Below are 20,297 nucleotides of genomic sequence, written 5' to 3' on the forward strand. Positions count from 1 at the left end.
GTGCGGGAGCCCCGCATCGTGCACTGGGCCGGCGGGAAATCGCCGAAGGATTGAGCTTCTGGTGAACGATGAGATCCTTGACCTGGTCGACGATGTCGCGCACCGTGTGCAGCGCGCTATCACCAGTCGTGATTGTCCGGCGATCGTCGCGGTGGACGGCCGGCGGAAGCTCGTTCTCTCGGATTACGACTACTTGCGGGACCGCGCGACCGCGCAGGCATTCGAGCGGCGCGCAGCCGAGGCCGCCCACACGGTCCACGCCGTTCGATGGGTGTTCGCCGTCCCCATGATCTGGTTCGAGTCCTCGGCGGGAATCTCCGCCCGCGCGGTGTCGAACGATCCGCTGAACGAAGGCGAGCAAGAGAGCATCCTGTGGATCGCCTTCGACCAGGCGGACGGCATCGACTACGGACGCGTGCCCTACACCCGACGCCCCAACGGCGAACCGATCTTTGGCGACACCGAAATCGTCACGCTCAACGTGAGCCTCGACGACCAAGCCCCCGGCCGCACCCTGCTACGGCACTTCCTTGAAGGCGACGACCACCCGGCCGCTTGATTGAAACCGTTGGCACTCTGTGCGCCATCCGTACACGCTCCGTGCGACTCGCGGACGCCGTACTTCCTGACCGGCGCCGCTCTGTCCCCGCCCGGCGTGGTGCCGCTGCTGCTCCTGTAGCGGGGACGTCCGCAACAGAACGGGGCGGTCAGAAGGGTCTTGTCGCACCCAGGAAGTCATTTCCGGGGTACAGAATCGGGCCCACGCGTATGGGAACACCGGGCCGTGGGGCTTCGATCATTTGTCCGTTGCCGATGGCGATGCCGACGTGGTGCACGTTGGTGGGCGTGCCGAAGAACACCAGGTCGCCGGGCAGGATGTCCGCGCTGCTCGGGAGGCGGGTGGTGGCGTAGTACTGGTCTTGGGCGACGCGGGGCAGTGTGATGCCGGCGGAGGCGTAGGCGGCTTTGGTGAGTCCGGAGCAGTCGTATCCGCCTTCGCTGGGGCCGTCGCCGCCCCAGACGTAGGGCACGCCGAGTTGCGCGCGGGCGAAGGCGATTGCCTGGGTTGCGGCGTCGGTCGGCGCCGGTGCGGCGTCGACGGTCGGTGGCGCGGTGTACTGGTCGGCCTGGGTGAGGACTTGGTTCACGTACCAGGTGGCGTGGTTGTAGCTGAAGAGCGCGCGGGGGATGTCTTTGCCGTCGCGTGCTCCTTCGGCGCAGAGTTTGCGGGCGGCGGCGGGGATGGCGTCTGCCGGGTTGTACGGTGACGGGGCGCTGCCTGCCGCGCCGGCGGTCCCGGGTGGGTTGTAGGAGTCCCAGGTGTCGGCGATGAACTGCATCGGTCCCATGGCGCCGCTGCCGTTGGCGCCGGATTTTACGCCGGGCAGGTCCGACCGTCCGTGATCGGTCTCGATCTTGCCGATAGCGGCGAGCACGGTCCACGGGAGTCCGGGGCAGGTCGCGGCGGCTTGCTGATAGAGAGTCAGGTAGTCGGCGGGGATGTCCGCGGTGGCTTGCGCGCTGGCGGCGACCGCGGCGGCGCCTGCGGGGTTCACGGCCTTTCCGAGGGCGTTGAACAGTGCTGCCGCGGCGGCGAAGGCGAGGAGCAGTAGGACGAGGAACGTCGAGAAGACGGCGGCGATGATGCGAGCGATCATGCCCGCCTCACTTTGGCGCGCCGAATTGTGCGGGTGGCGGCGGGACCGGATCCGGCGGTGCGACGCGTGCGGTGCTCGCGTCGGGGCGCGACTTGCCTTGTGTGTCGGTCTTCTCCGGTGGCGTCGTGTGAGGTACCGGGAGGTGGGGCCAGGCTTCGGGCAGGTCGGCGAGTGGTCGGCGGCCGAGGGAGCGCCGTGCCAGCGGGAGCCACGCGGCTCGGGACGGGTCGGTGGCGTCGTCCATGACGGCCTGTTCGATGCTCGCCGTGGCGATGGGGACGAGGGCGGGGTCGGCGAGGTGGGGCACGACTTCGGCGAGGGCTCGGCGGACGGTGGCCTCGCGGGTGATGGTGGGTGTCCAGATGAGTACGGGTGTGGTGATGCCGGTGGAGATCGCGAGTCGGGCGTAGCCGAGGAGTTTGGTGCCGAGCCTTTGGGCGGGGCGTTCGCTGCCGGTGTCGTGTTCGAGGAACCATTCGATCTCGGTGCCGTGTTCGCGCCATCGGCCGTAAGCGTCGGGGCGGACGGTGTCGCCGAAGTGCTCGGCGCACCGTGTTTCGGACCACCAGGCGGTCAGGCGTGCGGTGCTGTCGGGCTGGCGGCTGCGCTGGACCATGGGCGTGAAGAAGCCGTTGACGCCGAGGGTGTGGGCCAGGCGCAGTGAGTGGGCGACGCCCACGGTGTTGTTGCGGTTGAACGCGACGCGTTTGGGGTCGAGATCGTCTTCGTAGGCGAGGACGGTGGCTCCGGCGACGTCGAGGACGTAGTGCATCTGCGTCGTGCCCTTGGAGCGGCGCGGCTGGAACCGGTCGAGGATGCGCCACCGGTACAGGTCGAGCAGGCGCATGTTGGCGACCCGCGGTGTGTTCCAGGCGAGTTCGGTGATCTGGCGGGTGGTGAAGACCCGGTGCTCGTTGAGCATGCGGGTCAGCCAGCGGTCGCGTGGGGTGAGGCGTCGGGCGAGGTAGGCGAGGTGGTCGGCGCCGGTCGCGGCCGGGGTGGTCGGGCGCGCGGCGATCGGGCCGCGTAGGGCGTTCTGGGGCGCGTTCTTGGAGATCACGACGGTGATGCCTCCGGACAGACTCGGGGAGTATGACGTGGTGTCAGGCGGAGCGGCGCGGATCGGCTCCGGGACGCCGCGGCTTGGCCGGGTTTGCGCGGCGCGGCTGCGCGTTCGCTCGGGCTGCGAGACGAATCTGCTTGGCGCGTCCGGGGATCGGCTCGGGGAGCTTGTCGGTGGTGCCGGTGAAGGCGGGGGCTTCCGCGCCGTGGAGTACCGGCCGGATGGCGACCTGGAACGCGCCGAGGTTGCTCAAGTCGTGTTCGGTCAGGCGGGGCGCGGTGTGCCGGGCGAGTTGGCGGGCGTCTTCGGGTGATGCGTTGAAGAAGATCTTGGTGCGGGCGTTGGCGCTGATGCCTTCGGCGAGGTCGCTGGGGAGTTGCCCGAGGTACTGGTGGGCGAGCGTCATCGACAGCCGGTAGCCCCGGGCTTCGGCGAGCATGTCTTCCAGCGGGTACGGCAAGTTGAGGAAGTTGTGGGCCTCGTCGATGTACAGCGACGCGTCGCGTCGCTGGGATTGCGGGGTGCGGGCGCGGCGGGTGGCGGCCTGCCAGGTGCGGGCGACGACGATGGAGCCGACCAGCCGGGAGGTTTCGGTGCCCAGCGCATCGCGGGCGATACGGACCAGGCAGATCCCGGCATGGTCGAGGACCGCGTTCATGTCGACGGTCGACGCGCCGCCGGCGATCGCCGCGCGGACGAACGGGCGGAGCAGGAACCCGCGGACCTTGTTCATCAGTGGGGCGGTCATCTGCGCTCGCGCGGGGTCGGAGAGGGCGTCGTACCAGGTCCAGAACCCGGCGAGGACGTCGTCGTGGATCTGGTCCAGGGCTTGCGCGCGGAAGGACGGGACGGCGAGGAGCTTGGGCAGGTCGGCCAGGGTGGCGGGGCCGGACAGGAGCGGCGGCCCGGACATCGCACGGAGGGTCAACAGCCCGGCGCGCAGGATGTCGTCGGTGCGCGGTCCCCAGGATGCGGCGTAGATGCGGGAGAAGATCCCGACGAGGTTGTCGACGGCGCGGGCGGCGTCGTCGCCTTCGAGGGGGTTGAGGATCGGCGGTGTGGCGCGGCTGTCCGCGTCGAAGAGCACCACACGCCGGCCGAGGCGTTCGGGAAGGCGCATCATCACATCGGTGACCAAGTCGCCCTTGGGGTCGACCACGACCACACCGCGCCCGGCCTCGGCATCGTGGAGGATCATGCGGGCCATCAACTCGGACTTGCCGGAGCCGGTGGCGCCGATGATGTGCACGTGGTGGCGGGCGTCCGCGACGCGCAGTCCGATCGGACGAGGATGCCCACTGTCGGTCGTGCCGACCGGCCGGATGTCTGCACCCGTGGCAAGGATGCCCGGCGGCGGGGGCACGGCGCGTGCGCCGGCGCGCTGAAGCCCGGGGACGGACTCGTCCCACGGCACGTGCGCGAGAACAGACAGTTCCGGAACGGACAGCAAATCACCGCGCGCGAAGCGGCGTTCGGCGAGCGCCGCGTACGGGTGGCGCAGGCGCGTGCGGCGGTAGTAGTTGTGATCGGTGTACGCGGCGAATGCCGCGGCAACCGCGTGCGCCCGGCCGCGCAGGCGGTTGCGAATCTTGGCCTGCAACTCCGTGTCCTGCATCGTGGGTTCGCTGATTTGCGTGGTGACCGCGTAGCGCACCCGGGTCTCGTACAGGGCGCCGCGGAGCTTGGCGACGATCACGCGGTCCTGCGCGGACTCCTCCAGGGAGGTCTGCCGGTCCGCCTTCCCCGCGGGCGCGCGGCGCTTGGCCGCGGACGCGCGCGATGTGCGCGGGGTGATCACGTCCAGCAGCACACCCGCGGGGTTGGTTCGGCTGCCGGAGCGGGTCAGGCGGGCGCTGCGCCGGGCCTTCGTGACCCGCCAGCCGGTGACCGGACGCGCGAGTATCTGGACGACGGTTTGCTCGGTCCGGCCGAGGTCGGTGGGGGCGCCGAGCAGGGCGCGCAGGGGGTCGTCGGGGTACTGGGTGCGGATGGGCAGGGCTTCGCTGCGGGCAAGCCGCACCTCACCACCAAGTGTCTCGATGTGTCCGCCTGATGGCGCAGCCCAGGGTGCGGTGGCGGGGCGGGTGTCGGTTTGGGCGCCGGGCCAGGCAGCTTGAACGGCGTGCTCGACCATGTGCTGCGGCACGGTGCCGGGGACCCAGATCTGGATGCGGATGCTGTCCCGGGTGAAGAGGTACTCCCAGACCAGGTGCGGCTGACCGAAGACTCGGCGTTTCCACGGCGGATGCAGGAGGCCGACCAGGTTGGCCCACAGCGCCGCGCCGCCGTCGCTGGACGCGGTCGGGGGCGCCAGCACGGTGATCACGCGCGCGTCGGCGACGAGGCGGGCGTGGCAGCGGTTGCGCCACCACCGGTGGGCCCAGAACGCGAGCAGCCCGAGGGCCACCGCGAGGGGGCCGATGACCGGTCCCCAAGCGAGCGCCCAGTGTGCGAATGCGTCGACCGCGCCCGCGGGGTCGCGGATGAAGGACCGCAGCGGAGCCTCGGATGCTGTGAACACTGGCCTGCTGACAAGAAGTTGGATCACGGGAAGCGTCCCTTCGGGTGTGCCGAAGATCGGCAGATGTCCGTCGCCGCTTACGCGGCGCGGGTTTCGTCTCCGCTGCCGGCCGGGCGGCTTGGGCGCAGCGGTGTGACGTTGCTTGGCCGCGGCGCCCTTCGGCGGCGCTGGCTGCTGCGCTCCGCGTCGACTTCGGCTTGCCAAGACCGGAAGGTGCGTCCGCGGAGCCGCTTGAGGTAGTGCGGGATGCGGTTGGCGGGGATGCCGACGAGGCGGGGGCCGAGCACGGCAAGCAGGTCGCTGGCGTCCTGCGAGTGCCAGCCGGCTGCCTCGATCGACTCGGAGTCGGGGAAGACGTCCGCGACGCGGTCGTGGGCGGGGTCGAGTTCGGCGTCCTGGGCGCCGCCGAAGCTGTAGACCCACAGGAAGTTGTCCGGCGCGTGCGGCTCGACCATCGCGCGGAACCGTCGGACTTCCTTGGTGTACGCGTAGAAGTTCACCGACGGCCGCGTCCGGATCACGTCGAGCCAGGCGCGCAGGTACCGGTCGGAGAAGAAGTCGCCGCTGTCGTGGATGCGCACCCACGCGCCGCGGAACCGGGCCGCCCCCAGTTCGGCGGTCATGGCCTGTTGCCAGCCGGGCAGGTCGTCGAGGACGAACCGCAGGTTGGCCTGGTGGCGGGCCCGGACCACCGGCCAGGTGTAGGTGCCGTGGCGGGCGTAGCAGACGTGGCGGCAGATGCCTGCGGACGGGCAGGTGTTGTAGGTGCGGCCGTCGGGTGCGGGGAAGCGTCCCGCCCACGCGGGAAGCGTCCAGTTCCACACGCCGATCGCGCGCAGCTCCCGGTTCTGCCGCAGCAGCCGCGCAGGTCGCGGCGCAGTGTCGGCGGCGGGGTCAGGCTGAACCATCATTTCCCCTTCGTCTCGGTCGGCGTTCGCAACCGATGTCGGGTCACGCCGCGCCGAGGTCGATGTGCTCGTCGGGGTCGTCGCCCAGGTCGTCGTGGAGCGGGCCGAGGTCATCGAAGTCGACGTACGCACCGCCGCCGGCCTCGTAGGGAGGCACGGCGTAGGCGGAGAGTTCGGCCGGGTCGCTGGTGACCAGGGCATGTTCGGCAGGTGAGGCGATCGCGTGGAAGGCGACGCGTTGGGTGCCGGTGGACAGCAGGCCCTGGCCGCGGTCGGCGGAGAGCAGGAACTGCCGTTCGCCGTCGGAGAGGTCGAAGACGTGGGTGACTTCGTCAATCGCCTGGGTCGCCTGCCGGAGGAGGATCTGTGTTGCGGCGTTGGCGATGACGGCTCGGCCGAGGTTGGTGGCGAGGACGTCGGCGGTGTCCTGCGTCGCGACGGTGAGGCCCGCCCAGTGCTTGCGGGATGCCTTCGCCATGCGGAACAGGAAGTCGGCGCCCGCGGTCTGCTGCATGAGCAGCCACGCCTCGTCGACGACAACGAGCCGGGGCCGGCGGGCCCGCGGGTTGGAGACCTGCCGCCAGATCGTGTCCAGCACCAGCAGCGTGCCCACGGACTTGAGTTCGTCCGCGAGGTCGCGCAGCGAGAAAACCACGAGGTGGCTGTCGGGGTGGGTGGTGGTCGGGCCATCGAACAGGTCGGCGAACGTACCGTGGACGAACGGGTGCAGCCGCGCGGCCAGGCTCTCGGCCACCGGGATCCTGGCGTTGTCCAACATCGTTGCCAGATCGGCGAGCTGCGGCGCGGGGCGCTTCCAGGTGCGCGGATCGTTCGTGATCCCCACGTGCCGGTACGTGGCCGTGATGGCTTCGTCGAGCGCGGCGCGCTCGGCCGGGGCCGGTGCCTCGCCCAGGAGCACCGCGAGGAAGGTGTGGAGGAAGAGCGACCGCCGCACCAGGGCGTCGCGGGTGGCGATGCGACGACCGTCGGGCCCGGTCTGGATCGGCAGGTCGAACGGGTTGAGCCGGACCCCTTCGGCACCGAGGCTCACGTGGGCGCCGCCGACGGCTGCGGCAAGGCGTGTGTATTCGTCTTCCGGGTCGATGACGTGGGCGTGGACGCCGCGGTACAGCGAGCGCAGGAGTTCGAGTTTGACGAGGTAAGACTTGCCGGCGCCGGACCTGCCGAGGACGACGCTGTTGTGGTTGTCGAGGGCATACCGGTCCCAATGCACCAGGCCCTGCGAGCCGAGGTTGTACCCGTACAGCACGCCGCTCGGGGCCGTCGCCGACGCAGGGTCCGGCGGCGCCAGGTCCGGGCTCGTGAACGGGAACGCTGCGGCGAGGGCGCTGGTGTCGAAGGTGCGGCGCATCCGGACGAGGTCCAGGCCCATGGGCAGGCAGGTGATCCAGCCCTGAAGGCTGCGGTAGGTGGTCGGCTTGCAGTCCATGAGCAGGCTCGCCGCGAGCGCGCGGACCGCGCCGACCTCGTCCGTGAGCGCTTCTTCGGTGGCGGCGCGGACGGTCAAGTAGAAGCCCAGCCGATAGAGCTTGCCTTCGCCGCGCGCCACCCGGGAGGACAGGTCGTAGGCGTCCTCGGTGGCGGCCTCGACCTGGGGGTCGAGGAGTTGGCCGCGCTCGTAGGTGTGGCGGCGCCCGGATTCGAGCTTGGCCAACTGCTTCTTGAGCCGGTGCGCCGCGGTCGCGGGGTCGATCGGTTCGATGTGGAGGGAGACGTCCACGCGGCCGGGGTAGGTCAGCAGCGGCTGCAACCACCCGGGGTGGACCTCGCGGGGGTATCCGGTGACCGCGAACGATGCCACCCACTCGCCGCCGACCTCGACGTGCCGCGGGCCGACGACCAGGGAATCCGGTGCGAACGCCCCGGCCGTACCGAACGGTTCATGTCGTGTTTCGGTTCGCCGTGGCTTCACGAGTACGGCTCCTGTTCCCACGCGTCGGGGTCCGGGTAGTAGCTGAAGGCGTCGGTCTGCGGCGGAGGCCAGTCGCCGGCGTCGCGCTCGGCCCGGAACTCCTCGCCGGTGTCGGCGCCTTCGGGCTGGGGACGGGTGATGATGTCGCCCGCACCGGCGATGTCCGCGGACGGCGGCAGGACGCTGTCGGGGTTGCACGCCGACGCCAGGACCGCCGTCGCCTGCCCCGCGTCCAGCGCGGTGACCGCGATCCCGACGGGGTGCAGCAGCTCCCGTGCTTCGGCGACCCGGCGCCGCAAGCGGGCTTCGGCGGCGCGTTCGACGGCGTCACCGCGCTGCGCCCGACGGGTCCGCCGGGGCCGGCGGCGGCGCAGCGCCGCGAATACGGACGCTCCGCCGGGTCCGTCTGCCGGATGGGTCGGGTGCAGTGGTTCGCGCAAGATGAGGAGAACCTGCCGTCGCAGCAGGTCGTTGTCGTTGGCGAGTTGGGCCAGGAAATCGGCGTGCTCGCGCGCGGCGTCCGCCAGCGCGGGGTGCGGCAGATCCTGGGCCTGCTCGCGGAGTTCGGCGATCTGCGCGGACACGTCCACGCGTTCGGCTCGCACGAGCACCTGGACCGGCGCGGTCAGGGAGTGCAGGTACCGGCCGAACGACGCGACGAGGGATTCCTGCTCGGTGACGGTCCGCAGCGCGAAGTTCACCGTGCCGCAGACGGCGACCACGGCAAGTCCGTCCGCTCCGAGGTCGACGACGCCGGTGTCGTGGACGTCTTCGGCCGGAAGATGCAGCTCAGCCGGGGGCGCTGAATCAGCGGCACCGTCGCCGGACCCGGCAACAGCGCGGCGGCTGAGCCAGGACGGCACCGGGGTCACGCCCTCCGGGGCCGTGACGCGGCGCCGCGGGCTTACACGCTGGCGCAAGGCCGCCGCGATCAGCCGGTCCAGCGGCAGCCCGTCACGCTGCCCCAGGGCCAGGGCAGCGCCGAACACCGCGACCGGGAACGCTACCGCCGCCCAGACAAGCATGGGGATCAGCGGGCGGCCGAATGACCAACTCCCGTACAGGAGCAGGGCGGTGATCGTGAGGATGAGCAACTGGCGGGCTGTGAGCCCCAGCAGGACGCGGTCCTCGCGGTCGATGTCGGCAGGGATGCGTACAGGCATGTATTCGTCGGCGGCGTCGCCGCTCCAGGACTGGGACATCTTTCACCTCCGTTCGGGGGTCTCACTCGTTGTCGAGCGAGGGACGGATCCGCATCGACGGGCCACCGGCGGCGGGCGACAGCCACGCCCGCGGGACCGGGCCGCTCAGCGGGTAGTTCGGCGGCGGCGACAGCGGCACCCCGGCCGCGGTGTAGCGCAGGCGCCGCAGGATCTGACGCTGCGCCGGCGGCAGCGAACGCCACTGCGGCGGGGGCGGTGGTGGCGGCGAACTGCCTCCGCTCTGCGGCGTGTTCGCCACAGGCGGGACGGGGCGCTGCGCCCGCGGGGGCCGAGCCGGGCCCGTTCGCGGTTGCCCGGTAGTGCTGCGCTGCCCCGGCCTCCTCGCAGAGGTCGGAGGCGGCGGGGTCCCCGCGCCCTGTCCACGGTCCCTCGCGGAAAGCGACTGCCCCGGCTGCGGATTCGGCGCACGGGTTGCCGGGGCGCCCGGACTGGAGGCGCCGGTCCGTGGCGTGCGCGTCCTGTGCGGCCCGGGAGTTCCTTGCCGGTTAGGATGCGCGCGTTTCCTGCCCTGCGTGTTGCCGGTCGGCGTGCGGACGTGTCCGGTGCCGGTGGTCGCGGTGCCGCTGCTGCCGCCCCGGGAGGGCGTCCCGGCACCCTGCGGTCCGGCGGCAGGACCGGAGCCGGTCCGCCGCGGTCCGTTGCGGGTAAGGGGCGGGAGCGGTGGCGCCGGGGGCACGGGTGGTGGTTGCGGCGGTGTGGCTGGCCCGTTGGGCGTACGCCGGTGGGCCGGGCCTGAACCGCCAGCGCGCAGCGTGCGCCGGCTGGGGCGGTCCCAAGGGCGCTGGTCGCCGTGCCCCCACTCGCCGGGCCCAGGCCGCCGGTGCTGGCCTGCGCCGCCCCACAGTTGCTGCCAACGCTGCTGCGGCACCGGACCGTTCGCACCCTGTCCCGGTTGCGGCCCCGGTCGGCCCCCGCCGCCCCGCGGCCCGCGGCGCGGACCTCCGCCTCCCGGATTGCCGCCACCCCCGGGCCTGCGGCGCGGACCTCCTCCGCCGCCGGCGTTGCCACCACCACCCCCGGGCCCGCGGCGGGGATTTCCGCCTCGCCGGGAGTGCGGGCCTCCGCCGCCCCAGGCGAACCGGCGCAAAGCGCCCAGGCCGCCGCCGCGCGGCCGGAAGCCGGGCCCGAGGCGGCGGCCAAGGAGGAACGGCAGCATAAATCCGCCGAGCCGCGGACCTTGGATGGACGTCCCCTGGAGGATGATGCGCCCGGCCCACCCGGGGATCTTCAGCAGGATCCAGAACAGGGCCAAACCGGTGAGCATGGCCCCGAGACCGTCCGTGGTGGGGAACCCGAACACCGTGTTCCCCTGGGCGTAGAACGCGCGCAGCGCGGTGATCAACGTGATCGACTGAGCCACCTGAATGGCCAGCGCGCCGATGAACGCCCGCCACCACAACCGCGCCAGCGGATCGGTGAGCGGCGTGGCGTGGCACGCCAGCGCCAGCGGCGCGCTCGCGGCCAGCAGCATCACCAACGCGACGCGGACCACGAAGCCGAGCAGCACCCCGACAAGCAGGACGAGCCCGACCAGACCCATGACCACCAGGTAGAGCGGCCCGCCGGCAACCCTGATCATGGACGCCATCAGCGCCTGCGCCAGACCCGCGGCGTCCAGACCCGAGCCGACGATCTCCTGGCTCAAGGCGTTCGCCAGCGCGATCAGGCGCGACATCACCTCCAGTGAGGTCGCAGCGGCGATCAGACCGATGGCGATCCGCGGCGCGATGTCCTTGGCGGCGTACCGGGTCTGGACGGTCTGATGCGACATCACCAGCACTCCGCCACCGACGATCAGCAGGCCGTAGACGCTCACGGCCAGGACGAGGTTGCGCTGCCACAGGTCGTGGACCGGGCCGTTGGCCGAGACATCCGGGGTCGCAAGGAGGGTTTTGCCGAGGATGTCGAACAGCGGCTGCGTCATCTGCCGCAGCAGCATGCCCAGGATCATGCCGAGCGCGTTCCACAGCAGCTTCGGCAGATCCAGCGGGTTCGGGATGTCCGGGCCGCCCGGCACCCCGGGAATCCACCCGAACGCGTCCTCAGTCCAACTCCAGTCCCAGTCACCGGGGTTCCACCACGAAGCCGGACCGTACGGCGACACCCCGGGCGGGAGCTGCGGCGTACCGCCCGGCGGCACCGTCGCAGGAACGGACGGGGACGGGGACGGTGTGGGTGTGGGCGGGCCGGGGGTCGGTTCCTGCGGCGCGGCCACCACGGTGTGCCCGGACGTGATCGGCGTGGCGGCAGCCGACGGCGCTGCTGCAATGGCACCTGCCGCCACAGCCGCGACCACCAGCACCCAAACCACGCGCCACGATCGCGACCGTGCGCGGCGCTTCCCTGGCCCGCCCCGCATCACGCGTCCCTGGCTTCTTGCGGTGGCGGCGCGGGATTTTGGGCCGGGTCGGTGCCCACGATGCCCTGAAGGATCTCCAGCAGCACCGGCGCGAGAATCGCCAGGGCGTAGCCGATCGCCGCGGCACGCAGTGCGCCCTTGGCCTTCTCGACCTCCCCGGGGTCACCGCCGGCCATGACGTACCGCAGGCCGCCGATCGTCAGGAACAGGGTGGCGAGGCCCGCGAGGATCCCGACGATCCAGTTCCTCGTGTTGTTGATCACGGTGGGGATGTCGTTAGCGGCGAATGCCTGGGTGGCACTCGCGAGAACCAGCAGCACAGTGAAGACCGCGACGCGGGCCACGGCTCCCCGGCGGGAACCAGCCCCACGGCAGTGCCTTTCCGGACGGCGACGGTCGGTGGTCGTCTCGGCGGCGCGGCGCCGTAGGCGGTCGAGGGGGCGGATACGTGTCACGCGCATCGGCGAGCCTCCGGAACGGGTGTGGGCCGTGCGGAGGCTGTGGATCCTCCGCGAAGAGAAAGGCCCCGTTCGAGGGCTCCGTTCGACACACGACCTGCCGTCGCCGCGAGCGCCGACGCCCGCCCGGGAGTCACAGACCGTGACCGCGCCGCGTGTGCCAGGCTGATGCGCGCTGCGGACGGCGTGGCAGGGGCGAGGTCCGCCTGGACGCGGGAGGCGACCGGGTCGTCCGCGTCCGCGTCACGGACCTCGTCGCGCAGGAACGCGACCAGCCGGCGTTCGGCGCGGCTCCGCGCCTTGTACGCGGCGGCGGTCGTGGTGTGCTGGGTCGCTGCCCAGTCCGTGATCGGGACCTGATCCAGACGGGTGGTCCCGATCAGGTCCGCCTCGGTCCGGGTCACGACTCCCCAGCGGACCGCGCGGGCCAGCACCAGATCCGGGTGCCCCCACGGCGGGGGCGGCGGCAACGACCGGAAGCCGGGCGCGATCGGCGTCGGCGCGTCCAACGCCTCGTACAACGCGGCGTGCCCGGCGCGGAACGCGCCCCAGCGCAGCCGCACCATGATCCCGGGACGGTCCAGATCCACCGACGCGAGGCCGCGCAGGAACCCGGTCAGCACTTCGGCGTGGATGTCCCACGGTTCACCGGGGTAGCGGTCGGCCATCCACCGGCCCAGCGGTATCAACGCCGGCAGCGCCATCCCGACGCACGCCACCGTCCATGCCGCGCCCTCGGTCCGCGACCGCGTGACCAGGTGCGCCCACGCCGCGTCGCGGGTCTCCAGCGGGCAGCGGCGCAACAGCAGCCGGTCCCGCAACTCGTCCAGGGGAATCGTCCGGCCCGGCAGGTGGGGGAAGGCCCGGCCGTCCACCGCGAGCGGCGCCGGCCCGGTGACCAGCAGCGCGAAGGCGGTGCGGGCCATGTCCAGCGGGGATTGGGGTTCGCCTGGCGGATATGCGATATGGCGGGGGTTGTGTACAGCCATGTGGAGGCAGCTCCTCGGATTCGGGGAAACGAACCCATCCAGGAATGCAGGGCTGCCGCAAGAAAAAGACAAGGAAAGAACAAGGAACCCTCAAGGCATCGGGGGAAATCCGAAAATGTTCGCCGGGTTCCTCGGGGGGCGAACCCGATCCGCACGGCGGACCTCGCGCGCCACGGAACTCGTCCAGGTCGACGAGTCTGGCTCTGACCTGCATATTTAAGTGTTCCTTGAGTACTTCTTAGTAGCCGCACCGGGGCGTGGAAGCGCCAGGATCCACCCGCCGCGTAGTCTGCGCAGAGAACGCCGAAGATTCCTGAAATCAGAGCTGCACGGGATCGAAAAAGGGCAGGATTCTGCTCCTGGCCGCCGTCTCCTGGCGGTCAGGGCGCCTGATTCTGGTGGCAACTTGAGAGGCTTTTAGTAGGTGGTTCAGGGGCGGCAGGTTGTGTTCTTCACGCGGGCCGCCTGAGTTCATTCACCGTCTGCCACGGTGCGAGCGCGCGACCGGCGACCGCGCCGCTCGCAGGACGGCAGCCGCAACCGCGTGCCGTGCCAACCGCGGACTCGTGTGTCCAACTTGAGCCGACAGCCCGCCTTCTGTTGTGTCCGACCTTCTCGTGCCGAGACCTCGGAGCAACGCATGACACCGCCTCTGCACCGGCGTTCCCGCCCCGACGATTCCGGCGCGGACGACCCGGCCCCGCCCCGTCCGCGACACGCCCGGCCCCCGCGCACCCGCCGCCGGACCGGACACCTGCCCCGCCCGGTCACCGTGTGGTGGACTCCCGAGCCTCGCCACCCTGCCGCCGCCTCCTCGCCAGGCTCCGGATGGCTCCACTCGACGCTTGCGAACATCGCGACGACGTACGCGCGTTCCGGTGATCACGTTCTCGTGATCTCTCCGCACCCCGCACCGCCCGGAGCCGGCGGACTGCACCGGGAGGCCGGGACCGTACCCGGACTCCACCGCGCGGTCCGCATGTGGATCCTCGACCTCGACAACGCGGCCGAGACTCCCGCCGACGCGCCGTCCGTTCCGGTGCCGGAGTCCGTTCCCGGACTGAGGCCGGTCCGCCGACCGACCGGGCCGAGTCCGGGTCCGGACCCGGCGGACGGTCCGGAGCCGGCCCGGTTTCCGAGCGGTCCGGACCGGTTCGATGTGGTGATCGCCGCCGTCGACCCGGACAGGACCGCGTGGTTCGCAGCGGTGTCCTGGGACCGCCTCCTCACGCAGCCCGGTCTCCTCGTCCTGATCACCCACAGTGACCGCACCGGGCCGCCACCAGGTCCCCTCGGGCGACTGATCGTCGAGCTGCGCGGCATCGGGCTCGCGTACCACGATCGCCTGATCGTGGTGTCCGGCCCGGCATCGACCAGCGTCGCGAAGCGAGGCTCCGACGAGTCCGGGGTGAGCGTCCGCGCTGAACTCCTGCTGTTCGCCACCGTGGCGGCACGGCGACCTACCGACTGCGAGGTGGCGTGATGTCCCTGGATCTGGAGGTCTGGGCGACCGGTGGGCGGGACCGGTCCCGCCGGTTCACGGATCGCGGGTGCGTTGCCGAGACCACCGATGCGGCAGGGATCCCATCGGCAGTCGCCGCGCGCGTGATCGCGCGGTACACCCGGCCCGGTGACACCGTTGTGGACCCGGACTGCGGCGCCGGGGCCGTCCTGGTCGAGGCGCTGCACGCTGGACGCCACGCGGTGGGCGCGACCACGGACCCCCGCTGGTGGAGGGCCGCCCGCGCCAACGTGACCGGCGCCAAGCGCGCCGCGGCCGACAGCGACGGCATGGTCCTCGACGCCGGGCCCCGCAACCTCGCCGACACCGCGACGCAGGGTTTGGCCGGGCGCGCCGCCCTGGTCCTGACGGCCGTACGCCCCCGGTTGCCGCGGCCGGGGGCAGGTGACGAACCGGACCCGGCGACGGATCCGTCCCCCGGCGGGTCGGCCGAGGCACGGATCCGCGACGATCTCACCCGGCTGCTGACGTGGTGCCAACCCCTGGTGCAGCCCGGCGGTTACGTGGTCGTCGCCGCGCAACCGCAGCGACGCCGCTTCGAGTTGCTGGACCTCCCCGGCTGCGTCTTCGGCGCGGGCAGCGCCGCCGGACTCCGCCTGGACCGGCGCATCGTCGCGCTCACCGCAGACCCGCACGGCCGTCGCCGCGCCGTCGACCACGCCCTAGCGCCGCGCCGATTCGCGAGGGGGCGGGAACGCGCGGCCGAGTATCCGGTGGCCGTTGCCGCCCACTGCGACGTGTTCGTCTTCCGTCAGGCGGACACCGCCGGTGCGGAGGGCCGGGTGCTGTTCCCGTTCTGGCCGCCGACCGCTGGTCGCGGTGTCGCGTGGTCGGCGGCGGACGCGACGGAGCTGGCGGCAGCATGAGTTCTTTGACGATCGTACCGATGCATTTCCGCGACGCGTGCGCGTTCATCACCGCCCACCACCGGCACCACCGGCCGCCCCAAGGCATGAAGTTCGCGCTCGGCGTGGCCGACGCAGACGGTGTGGTCGGGGTGGCGGTGGTCGGCCGTCCGGTGGCCCGGCTGCTCGACGACGGCCTCACCCTGGAGGTCACCCGCACGTGTACGGACGGCACCCGCAACGCCAACTCGAAGCTGTACGGCGCCGCGTGGCGCGCCGCGCGTGCGCTGGGCTACCGGAGGCTGATCAGCTACACCGAAGTCGGCGAGTCCGGGGCGAGCCTGCGCGCGGCAGGATTCGCCCCCGTCGCCGAACTCGCCCCGCACCACGGCTGGACCCGCCCCGGACGCCCCCGCCGACCACAGGACCGGGCCGTCGCCCGAACCCGCTGGGAGATCACCCGCCACCCCGACCGGACCGCCGATGCCGAACCACGCCCGGAACCGGTCCTCGACGGGCCCGAGTTGCGGGCCGCATGACGGCAATGGCCAGCCCCGCCCGGCTTGTTCAGCCCCGGCACGCACCCGCAGCCCCAATCCGCTTGAGTTCAGCCCCCACGTCGCTACACTCGCAGCTCGACCGGCGGTTTCAAGGCTGTGACCAGCTCTTTTCCCGGCCCCGCGCGCCATCCGACGCGATGGCCGGGATCCGCTGACCGAGCGGCAGGCGGCGCCCCGCACGTCAGGTACGCCTCGCCCGGAGGAACCCCATGACCCCGTCTGTTCCCGCACCGGACCCCGACCCGGCAATCCCCCCGGACCCCGCCGCCCGCACCGCAAGCGACACCACGCCGCCCGGTGAGCACCAGGTCACCGTCATCCCTCCCGACCAGCCACCCGTCATCACACCCCCGGTCGCCGCCGCGCTGCTGCGGATGCTCCTCGACGCACAGCAGCGGGCCGGCGACGAAGACGCCACCGATCCCCCCGAAAGGAACGCGGCATGACGAAGCGATTCGCGTTCGCCGGCAGGGTCTCCACCGAAGACCAACAAGACCCCGTCGCGTCACGGAACTGGCAACTGAACCGCGCGCAGGCCCTCATCGAACCCGTCGGCGGCGTGATCGTCGCCGAGTACTTCGACATCGCCCACACCCGCGCCCTCCCGTGGAAGCGGCGCCCGCGCTCCGCAGCGCTGCTGGAAGCGCTCAAGGACCCGAACCGCGGGTTCGACGCCGTCGTGATCGGCGAGCCGCAACGCGCGTTCTACGGCAACCAGTTCGGCCTGACGCATCCGGTGTTCGTGCACTACGGCGTGGAGATGTGGGTCCCCGAGGTCGGCGGCCCGATCGACCCCGAGTCCGAAGCCCACGACATGGTCATGTCGGTGTTCGGCGGCATGAGCAAGGCCGAACGCCAGCGCATCAAGGTCCGCGTCCGCGCCGCCATGACCGCCCAAGCCAAGATCGAAGGCCGCTACCTCGGCGGACGCCCGCCCTACGGCTACCGCCTCGCCGACGCCGGGCCGCACCCCAACCCCGCCAAGGCCGCCGACGGCCGACGCCTGCACCGCCTCGAACCCGACCCCGTCACCGCCCCCGTGGTAGACCGGATCTTCGCCGACTACCTCTCCGGCACCGGGATCCACGCCCTCGCCGAGCGCCTGACCGCCGACGGCGTCCCCTCACCGTCCGCCTACGACCGCGCCCGCAACCCGCACCGCAGCGGCGTCGCCTGGGCCAAAGGCGCGGTCCGAGCGATCCTCACCAACCCCCGCTACACCGGCCACGAAGTCTGGAACAAGCAACGCAAACACGAACGCCTCCTCGACGTCGAAGACGTCGCCCTCGGCCACGAGACCAAACTCGCCTGGAACCCCCAAGAAGCCTGGGTGTACTCCGACAGCCAGGCCCACTCCGCACTCGTCAGCCAAGACCTCTTCCGCCAGGTCCAACAGCGCCTCCACGCCCGCAACGCGGCCTCCACCGGCCGCGCCGTGCGCACCCGGCACCCCTACGCGCTCAAAGGAAGGATGTTCCACTCCTCGTGCGGACGGCGCATGCAGGGCAACTGGAACAACGGCACCGCCCACTACCGCTGCCGCTTCCCCAGCGAATACGCCCTGGCCAACACGCTCGACCACCCCCGCACCGTCTACGTCCGCGAGGACGCCGTCCTCCCGCCGCTGGACGCCTGGCTCGCGACCGCGTTCGCGCCCGACCGGATCCGGCACGTCCTGACCGCGCTCGAAGACGCCCAACCCGACCGGGACCTCCGCGTCGAAGCCGCCCGCCAGACCCTCGCCGACTGCGACCGCAAACTCGCCCGCCACCGCGCCGCCCTCGAAGCCGGTGCCGACCCCCACCTCGTCACCACCTGGAGCCGCGACGTCCAGAAGGAACGCGCCGCAGCCGAATACGAACTGGCCCGCATCACCGGGGAGCACCGGAACCACGGGCGCATGAGCCGCGACGAGATCCGCGCCCTGATCGACGTCCTCGGCGGCATGCTCACCGTGATCCGCCACGCCGACCCCACCGGCAAAGCCGAGATCTACAAGACCCTCGGACTGCGCCTCACCTACGAGCACGAAACGCGAAAGGTGCTGGCCGAGACTCGGCCAGCACCAACTATGTGCGTAGTGAAAGTGTCCGAGGGGGGACTTGAACCCCCATGCCCTTGCGGGCACTAGCACCTCAAGCTAGCGCGTCTGCCTATTCCGCCACCCGGACTTGGGTGTGGCCCGTGACTTTTTGGTCGGGGCGACGCGGAGAACTGTACCAAAGGGGGAGGGGGGTTGCGGGACGGGGAGACGGGCGGGGTTTGTCATGTCGGGGACATGTCGCGGGTGCAGGATGGTGGGCGTCGAGGAGATCGGGTTTGTGGTGAGGGAGCGGCGATGAGTGGACGGGGTGCGGCGGCCGAGGGCGGGGAGTCGGGGGCGGAGCGCGAGGTCGTCGGGTTGTGCCGGGATCTGATCCGCATCGACACCAGCAACTTCGGGGACGGTTCGGGGCCGGGCGAGCGCGCGGCGGCCGAGTGGGTGGCGGAGCAGCTGGCCGAGGTGGGGCTGGAGCCGCAGGTCTTCGAGTCGGAGCGCGGGCGGGCCAGCACGGTCGTGCGGATCGAGGGAGAGGACCGCGGCCGGCCCGGGCTGTTGATCCACGGGCACACCGACGTGGTGCCGGCCAATGCCGTGGACTGGGCGTACGACCCCTTCTCCGGCGAGATCGCCGACGGCTGCGTGTGGGGGCGCGGCGCCGTCGACATGAAGGACATGGACGCGATGGTGCTCGCGGTCGTGCGCGAGCGGATGCGGAGCGGGCGCAAGCCGCCGCGCGATGTCGTGCTCGCGTTCCTCGCCGACGAGGAGGCCGGGGGTACGTACGGGGCGCGCTGGCTGGTGGACCGCCACCCCGACCTGTTCGAGGGCTGCAACGAGGCGATCGGCGAGGTCGGCGGATTCTCGTTCTCGGTCAACGACGATCTGCGGCTGTATCTGATCGAGACGGCGCAGAAGGGGATGGAGTGGATGAAGCTGGTCGTCGACGGGACCGCCGGTCACGGGTCGATGATCAACTCCGACAACGCCATCACCGAACTGTGCGAAGCCGTCGCGCGGCTGGGTTCGCACCGGTTCCCGATCCGCCTGACGAAGAGCGTGCGGGCGTTCCTCGAAGAGGTGTCGGACGCGCTGGGCATCGAGCTGGACCCGGAGGACGTCGAGGGCGCGATCGAACGCCTGGGGCCCATCGCGCGGATCATCGGGGCGACGATCCGCAACACCGCGCAGCCGACGATGCTCGGCGCGGGCTACAAGGTGAACGTCATTCCGGGCCAGGCGACCGCCCACGTCGACGGGCGCTTCCTGCCCGGTTTCGAGGACGAGTTCTACGCCGAGCTGGACGCGGTCCTGGGGCCGCGCGTGCGGCGTGAGCGGGTGCACGGCGACAAGGCGTTGGAGACGGACTTCGACGGCGCGCTGGTCGAGGCGATGGCGGCGTCGCTGCGTGCGGAGGACCCGGGGGCGCGGGCGGTGCCGTACTGCCTGTCCGGGGGTACCGACGCGAAGTCGTTCGACGACCTCGGCATCCGCTGCTTCGGCTTCGCGCCGCTGCGGCTGCCGCCGGAGCTGGATTTCGCGGGGATGTTCCACGGGGTCGACGAGCGCGTGCCGGTCGACGGACTGAAGTTCGGTGTGCGGGTTCTCGACCGGTTTATCGACGCGTGCTGACCAAGATTTTCCGGTTCACCGCAGGGAATTGGTCCGAACGGGTGAATACCGCAGGCGGGTCGTAGCCTCGGCAAATCGGTGTCGTTTCCCCTTGTGCGGCGCGCAAGCGCGCCGTGTTCCGACGAGGAGGACTGACACTCATGAAGAAGATGGGCAAGTTCGCTGTTCTGGCGGCGGCCACCGGTGGGCTGGCGCTTGCGGGCACCGGCGCGGCGATGGCGGACTCGGGTGCGGACGGCGCGGCCGTCGGTTCCCCCGGCGTGCTGTCCGGCAACAACGTCCAGGTGCCGGTCCACATCCCGATCAACGTCTGCGGCAACAGCATCGACGTGGTCGGCGTGCTGAACCCGGTGTTCGGCAACACCTGCATCAACGCCTGATCCCAGGCGCCCGATCGCCTGGCGGCCGGATGTCTCGGCATTGCGTGGCCGCTGTGTGACGAACGGCCTTGGAGCCTCGCGGTTCCGAGGCCGTTCGGCGCGTTCGGGGCCGTTGTGTGGCGATAGCCGGGAGGCCGATCGATGCTTTCGTATGACCGCATCGAAAGGTTGTAAGAAATCCAGAACCTCATCCGAACGAGGGATA

17 protein-coding genes and 1 tRNA gene are annotated in these 20,297 nt (G+C 71.3%); 8 read left to right on the plus strand and 10 right to left on the minus strand.

The window, feature by feature from the left end; genetic code table 11:
* Positions 1-61: 61 nt before the first annotated feature.
* On the plus strand, positions 62-559 hold the full coding sequence (locus LO772_RS27380) for a hypothetical protein (protein ID WP_231774696.1): 498 nt from the start codon (positions 62-64) through the stop codon (positions 557-559).
* Positions 560-707: 148 nt separating this feature from the next.
* On the opposite strand, the gene LO772_RS27385 is transcribed toward LO772_RS27380, so the two are convergent.
* The 9 genes from LO772_RS27385 to LO772_RS27425 form a co-directional block, all read right to left on the minus strand.
* The gene (locus LO772_RS27385; RefSeq protein WP_231774697.1) at positions 708-1,658 is read right to left on the minus strand and encodes a C40 family peptidase; all 951 of its coding nucleotides are present in this window, start codon (positions 1,656-1,658) and stop codon (positions 708-710) included.
* Positions 1,659-1,665: 7 nt separating this feature from the next.
* A complete protein-coding gene (locus LO772_RS27390) occupies positions 1,666-2,718 on the minus strand; it encodes a replication-relaxation family protein (protein ID WP_231774698.1) in 1,053 nt (350 codons plus the stop codon).
* A 43-nt stretch (positions 2,719-2,761) separates the two neighbouring features.
* The gene (locus tag LO772_RS27395; protein ID WP_231774699.1) at positions 2,762-5,269 is read right to left on the minus strand and encodes a type IV secretion system DNA-binding domain-containing protein; all 2,508 of its coding nucleotides are present in this window, start codon (positions 5,267-5,269) and stop codon (positions 2,762-2,764) included.
* 50 nt (positions 5,270-5,319) lie between these two features.
* Positions 5,320-6,153, minus strand: a complete 834-nt coding sequence (locus LO772_RS27400) for a GP88 family protein (protein WP_231774700.1) — start codon at positions 6,151-6,153, stop codon at positions 5,320-5,322.
* Positions 6,154-6,193: 40 nt separating this feature from the next.
* Positions 6,194-8,083 (minus strand): VirB4 family type IV secretion system protein, encoded by a 1,890-nt coding sequence (locus tag LO772_RS27405; protein ID WP_231774701.1) that lies wholly within the window; start codon positions 8,081-8,083, stop codon positions 6,194-6,196.
* Complete coding sequence (locus tag LO772_RS27410; RefSeq protein WP_231774702.1) at positions 8,080-9,285, minus strand: PrgI family protein; 1,206 nt, start codon at positions 9,283-9,285, stop codon at positions 8,080-8,082. The genes LO772_RS27405 and LO772_RS27410 overlap by 4 nt, the downstream gene beginning before the upstream one ends.
* A gap of 22 nt (positions 9,286-9,307) precedes the next feature.
* Positions 9,308-11,446, minus strand: coding sequence for a hypothetical protein (locus LO772_RS27415; protein WP_231774703.1), 2,139 nt, complete (start codon positions 11,444-11,446; stop codon positions 9,308-9,310).
* A 218-nt stretch (positions 11,447-11,664) separates the two neighbouring features.
* A complete protein-coding gene (locus LO772_RS27420) occupies positions 11,665-11,985 on the minus strand; it encodes a pilin (RefSeq protein ID WP_231774704.1) in 321 nt (106 codons plus the stop codon).
* A 131-nt stretch (positions 11,986-12,116) separates the two neighbouring features.
* Positions 12,117-13,112: a hypothetical protein gene (locus tag LO772_RS27425; protein ID WP_231774705.1), complete on the minus strand. Its 996-nt coding sequence runs from the start codon at positions 13,110-13,112 to the stop codon at positions 12,117-12,119.
* A gap of 892 nt (positions 13,113-14,004) precedes the next feature.
* Here LO772_RS27425 and LO772_RS27430 point away from each other — a divergent pair.
* The 5 genes from LO772_RS27430 (at position 14,005) to LO772_RS36430 (ending at position 18,170) form a co-directional block, all read left to right on the plus strand.
* Positions 14,005-14,595 (plus strand): hypothetical protein, encoded by a 591-nt coding sequence (locus tag LO772_RS27430; protein WP_231774706.1) that lies wholly within the window; start codon positions 14,005-14,007, stop codon positions 14,593-14,595.
* Positions 14,595-15,500 (plus strand): DNA methyltransferase, encoded by a 906-nt coding sequence (locus LO772_RS27435; protein WP_331717273.1) that lies wholly within the window; start codon positions 14,595-14,597, stop codon positions 15,498-15,500. The genes LO772_RS27430 and LO772_RS27435 overlap by 1 nt, the downstream gene beginning before the upstream one ends.
* Entirely contained in the window at positions 15,497-16,018 is a 522-nt protein-coding gene (locus LO772_RS27440) for an XF1762 family protein (RefSeq protein ID WP_231774708.1), read from the plus strand. Before LO772_RS27435 ends, LO772_RS27440 begins: the two co-directional genes overlap by 4 nt.
* Positions 16,019-16,248: 230 nt before the next feature.
* Positions 16,249-16,485: a hypothetical protein gene (locus tag LO772_RS27445; RefSeq protein ID WP_231774709.1), complete on the plus strand. Its 237-nt coding sequence runs from the start codon at positions 16,249-16,251 to the stop codon at positions 16,483-16,485.
* Positions 16,482-18,170 (plus strand): recombinase family protein, encoded by a 1,689-nt coding sequence (locus LO772_RS36430; protein ID WP_443089474.1) that lies wholly within the window; start codon positions 16,482-16,484, stop codon positions 18,168-18,170. Before LO772_RS27445 ends, LO772_RS36430 begins: the two co-directional genes overlap by 4 nt.
* Here the strand turns inward: LO772_RS36430 and LO772_RS27460 are convergent.
* Positions 18,127-18,210: transfer RNA gene (locus tag LO772_RS27460), tRNA-Leu, on the minus strand. The two genes, LO772_RS36430 and LO772_RS27460, sit on opposite strands and share 44 nt — an antisense overlap.
* Before the next feature lie 167 nt (positions 18,211-18,377).
* Here LO772_RS27460 and LO772_RS27465 point away from each other — a divergent pair.
* Both LO772_RS27465 and LO772_RS27470 read left to right on the plus strand, forming a co-directional pair.
* Entirely contained in the window at positions 18,378-19,712 is a 1,335-nt protein-coding gene (locus LO772_RS27465) for a M20/M25/M40 family metallo-hydrolase (RefSeq protein ID WP_231774712.1), read from the plus strand.
* Positions 19,713-19,852: 140 nt separating this feature from the next.
* Positions 19,853-20,092, plus strand: a complete 240-nt coding sequence (locus LO772_RS27470) for a chaplin (protein WP_443089326.1) — start codon at positions 19,853-19,855, stop codon at positions 20,090-20,092.
* The last annotated feature ends 205 nt before the right edge of the window (positions 20,093-20,297 follow it).

It is taken from the genome of Yinghuangia sp. ASG 101 (assembly GCF_021165735.1).
Lineage (GTDB): Bacteria > Actinomycetota > Actinomycetes > Streptomycetales > Streptomycetaceae > Yinghuangia.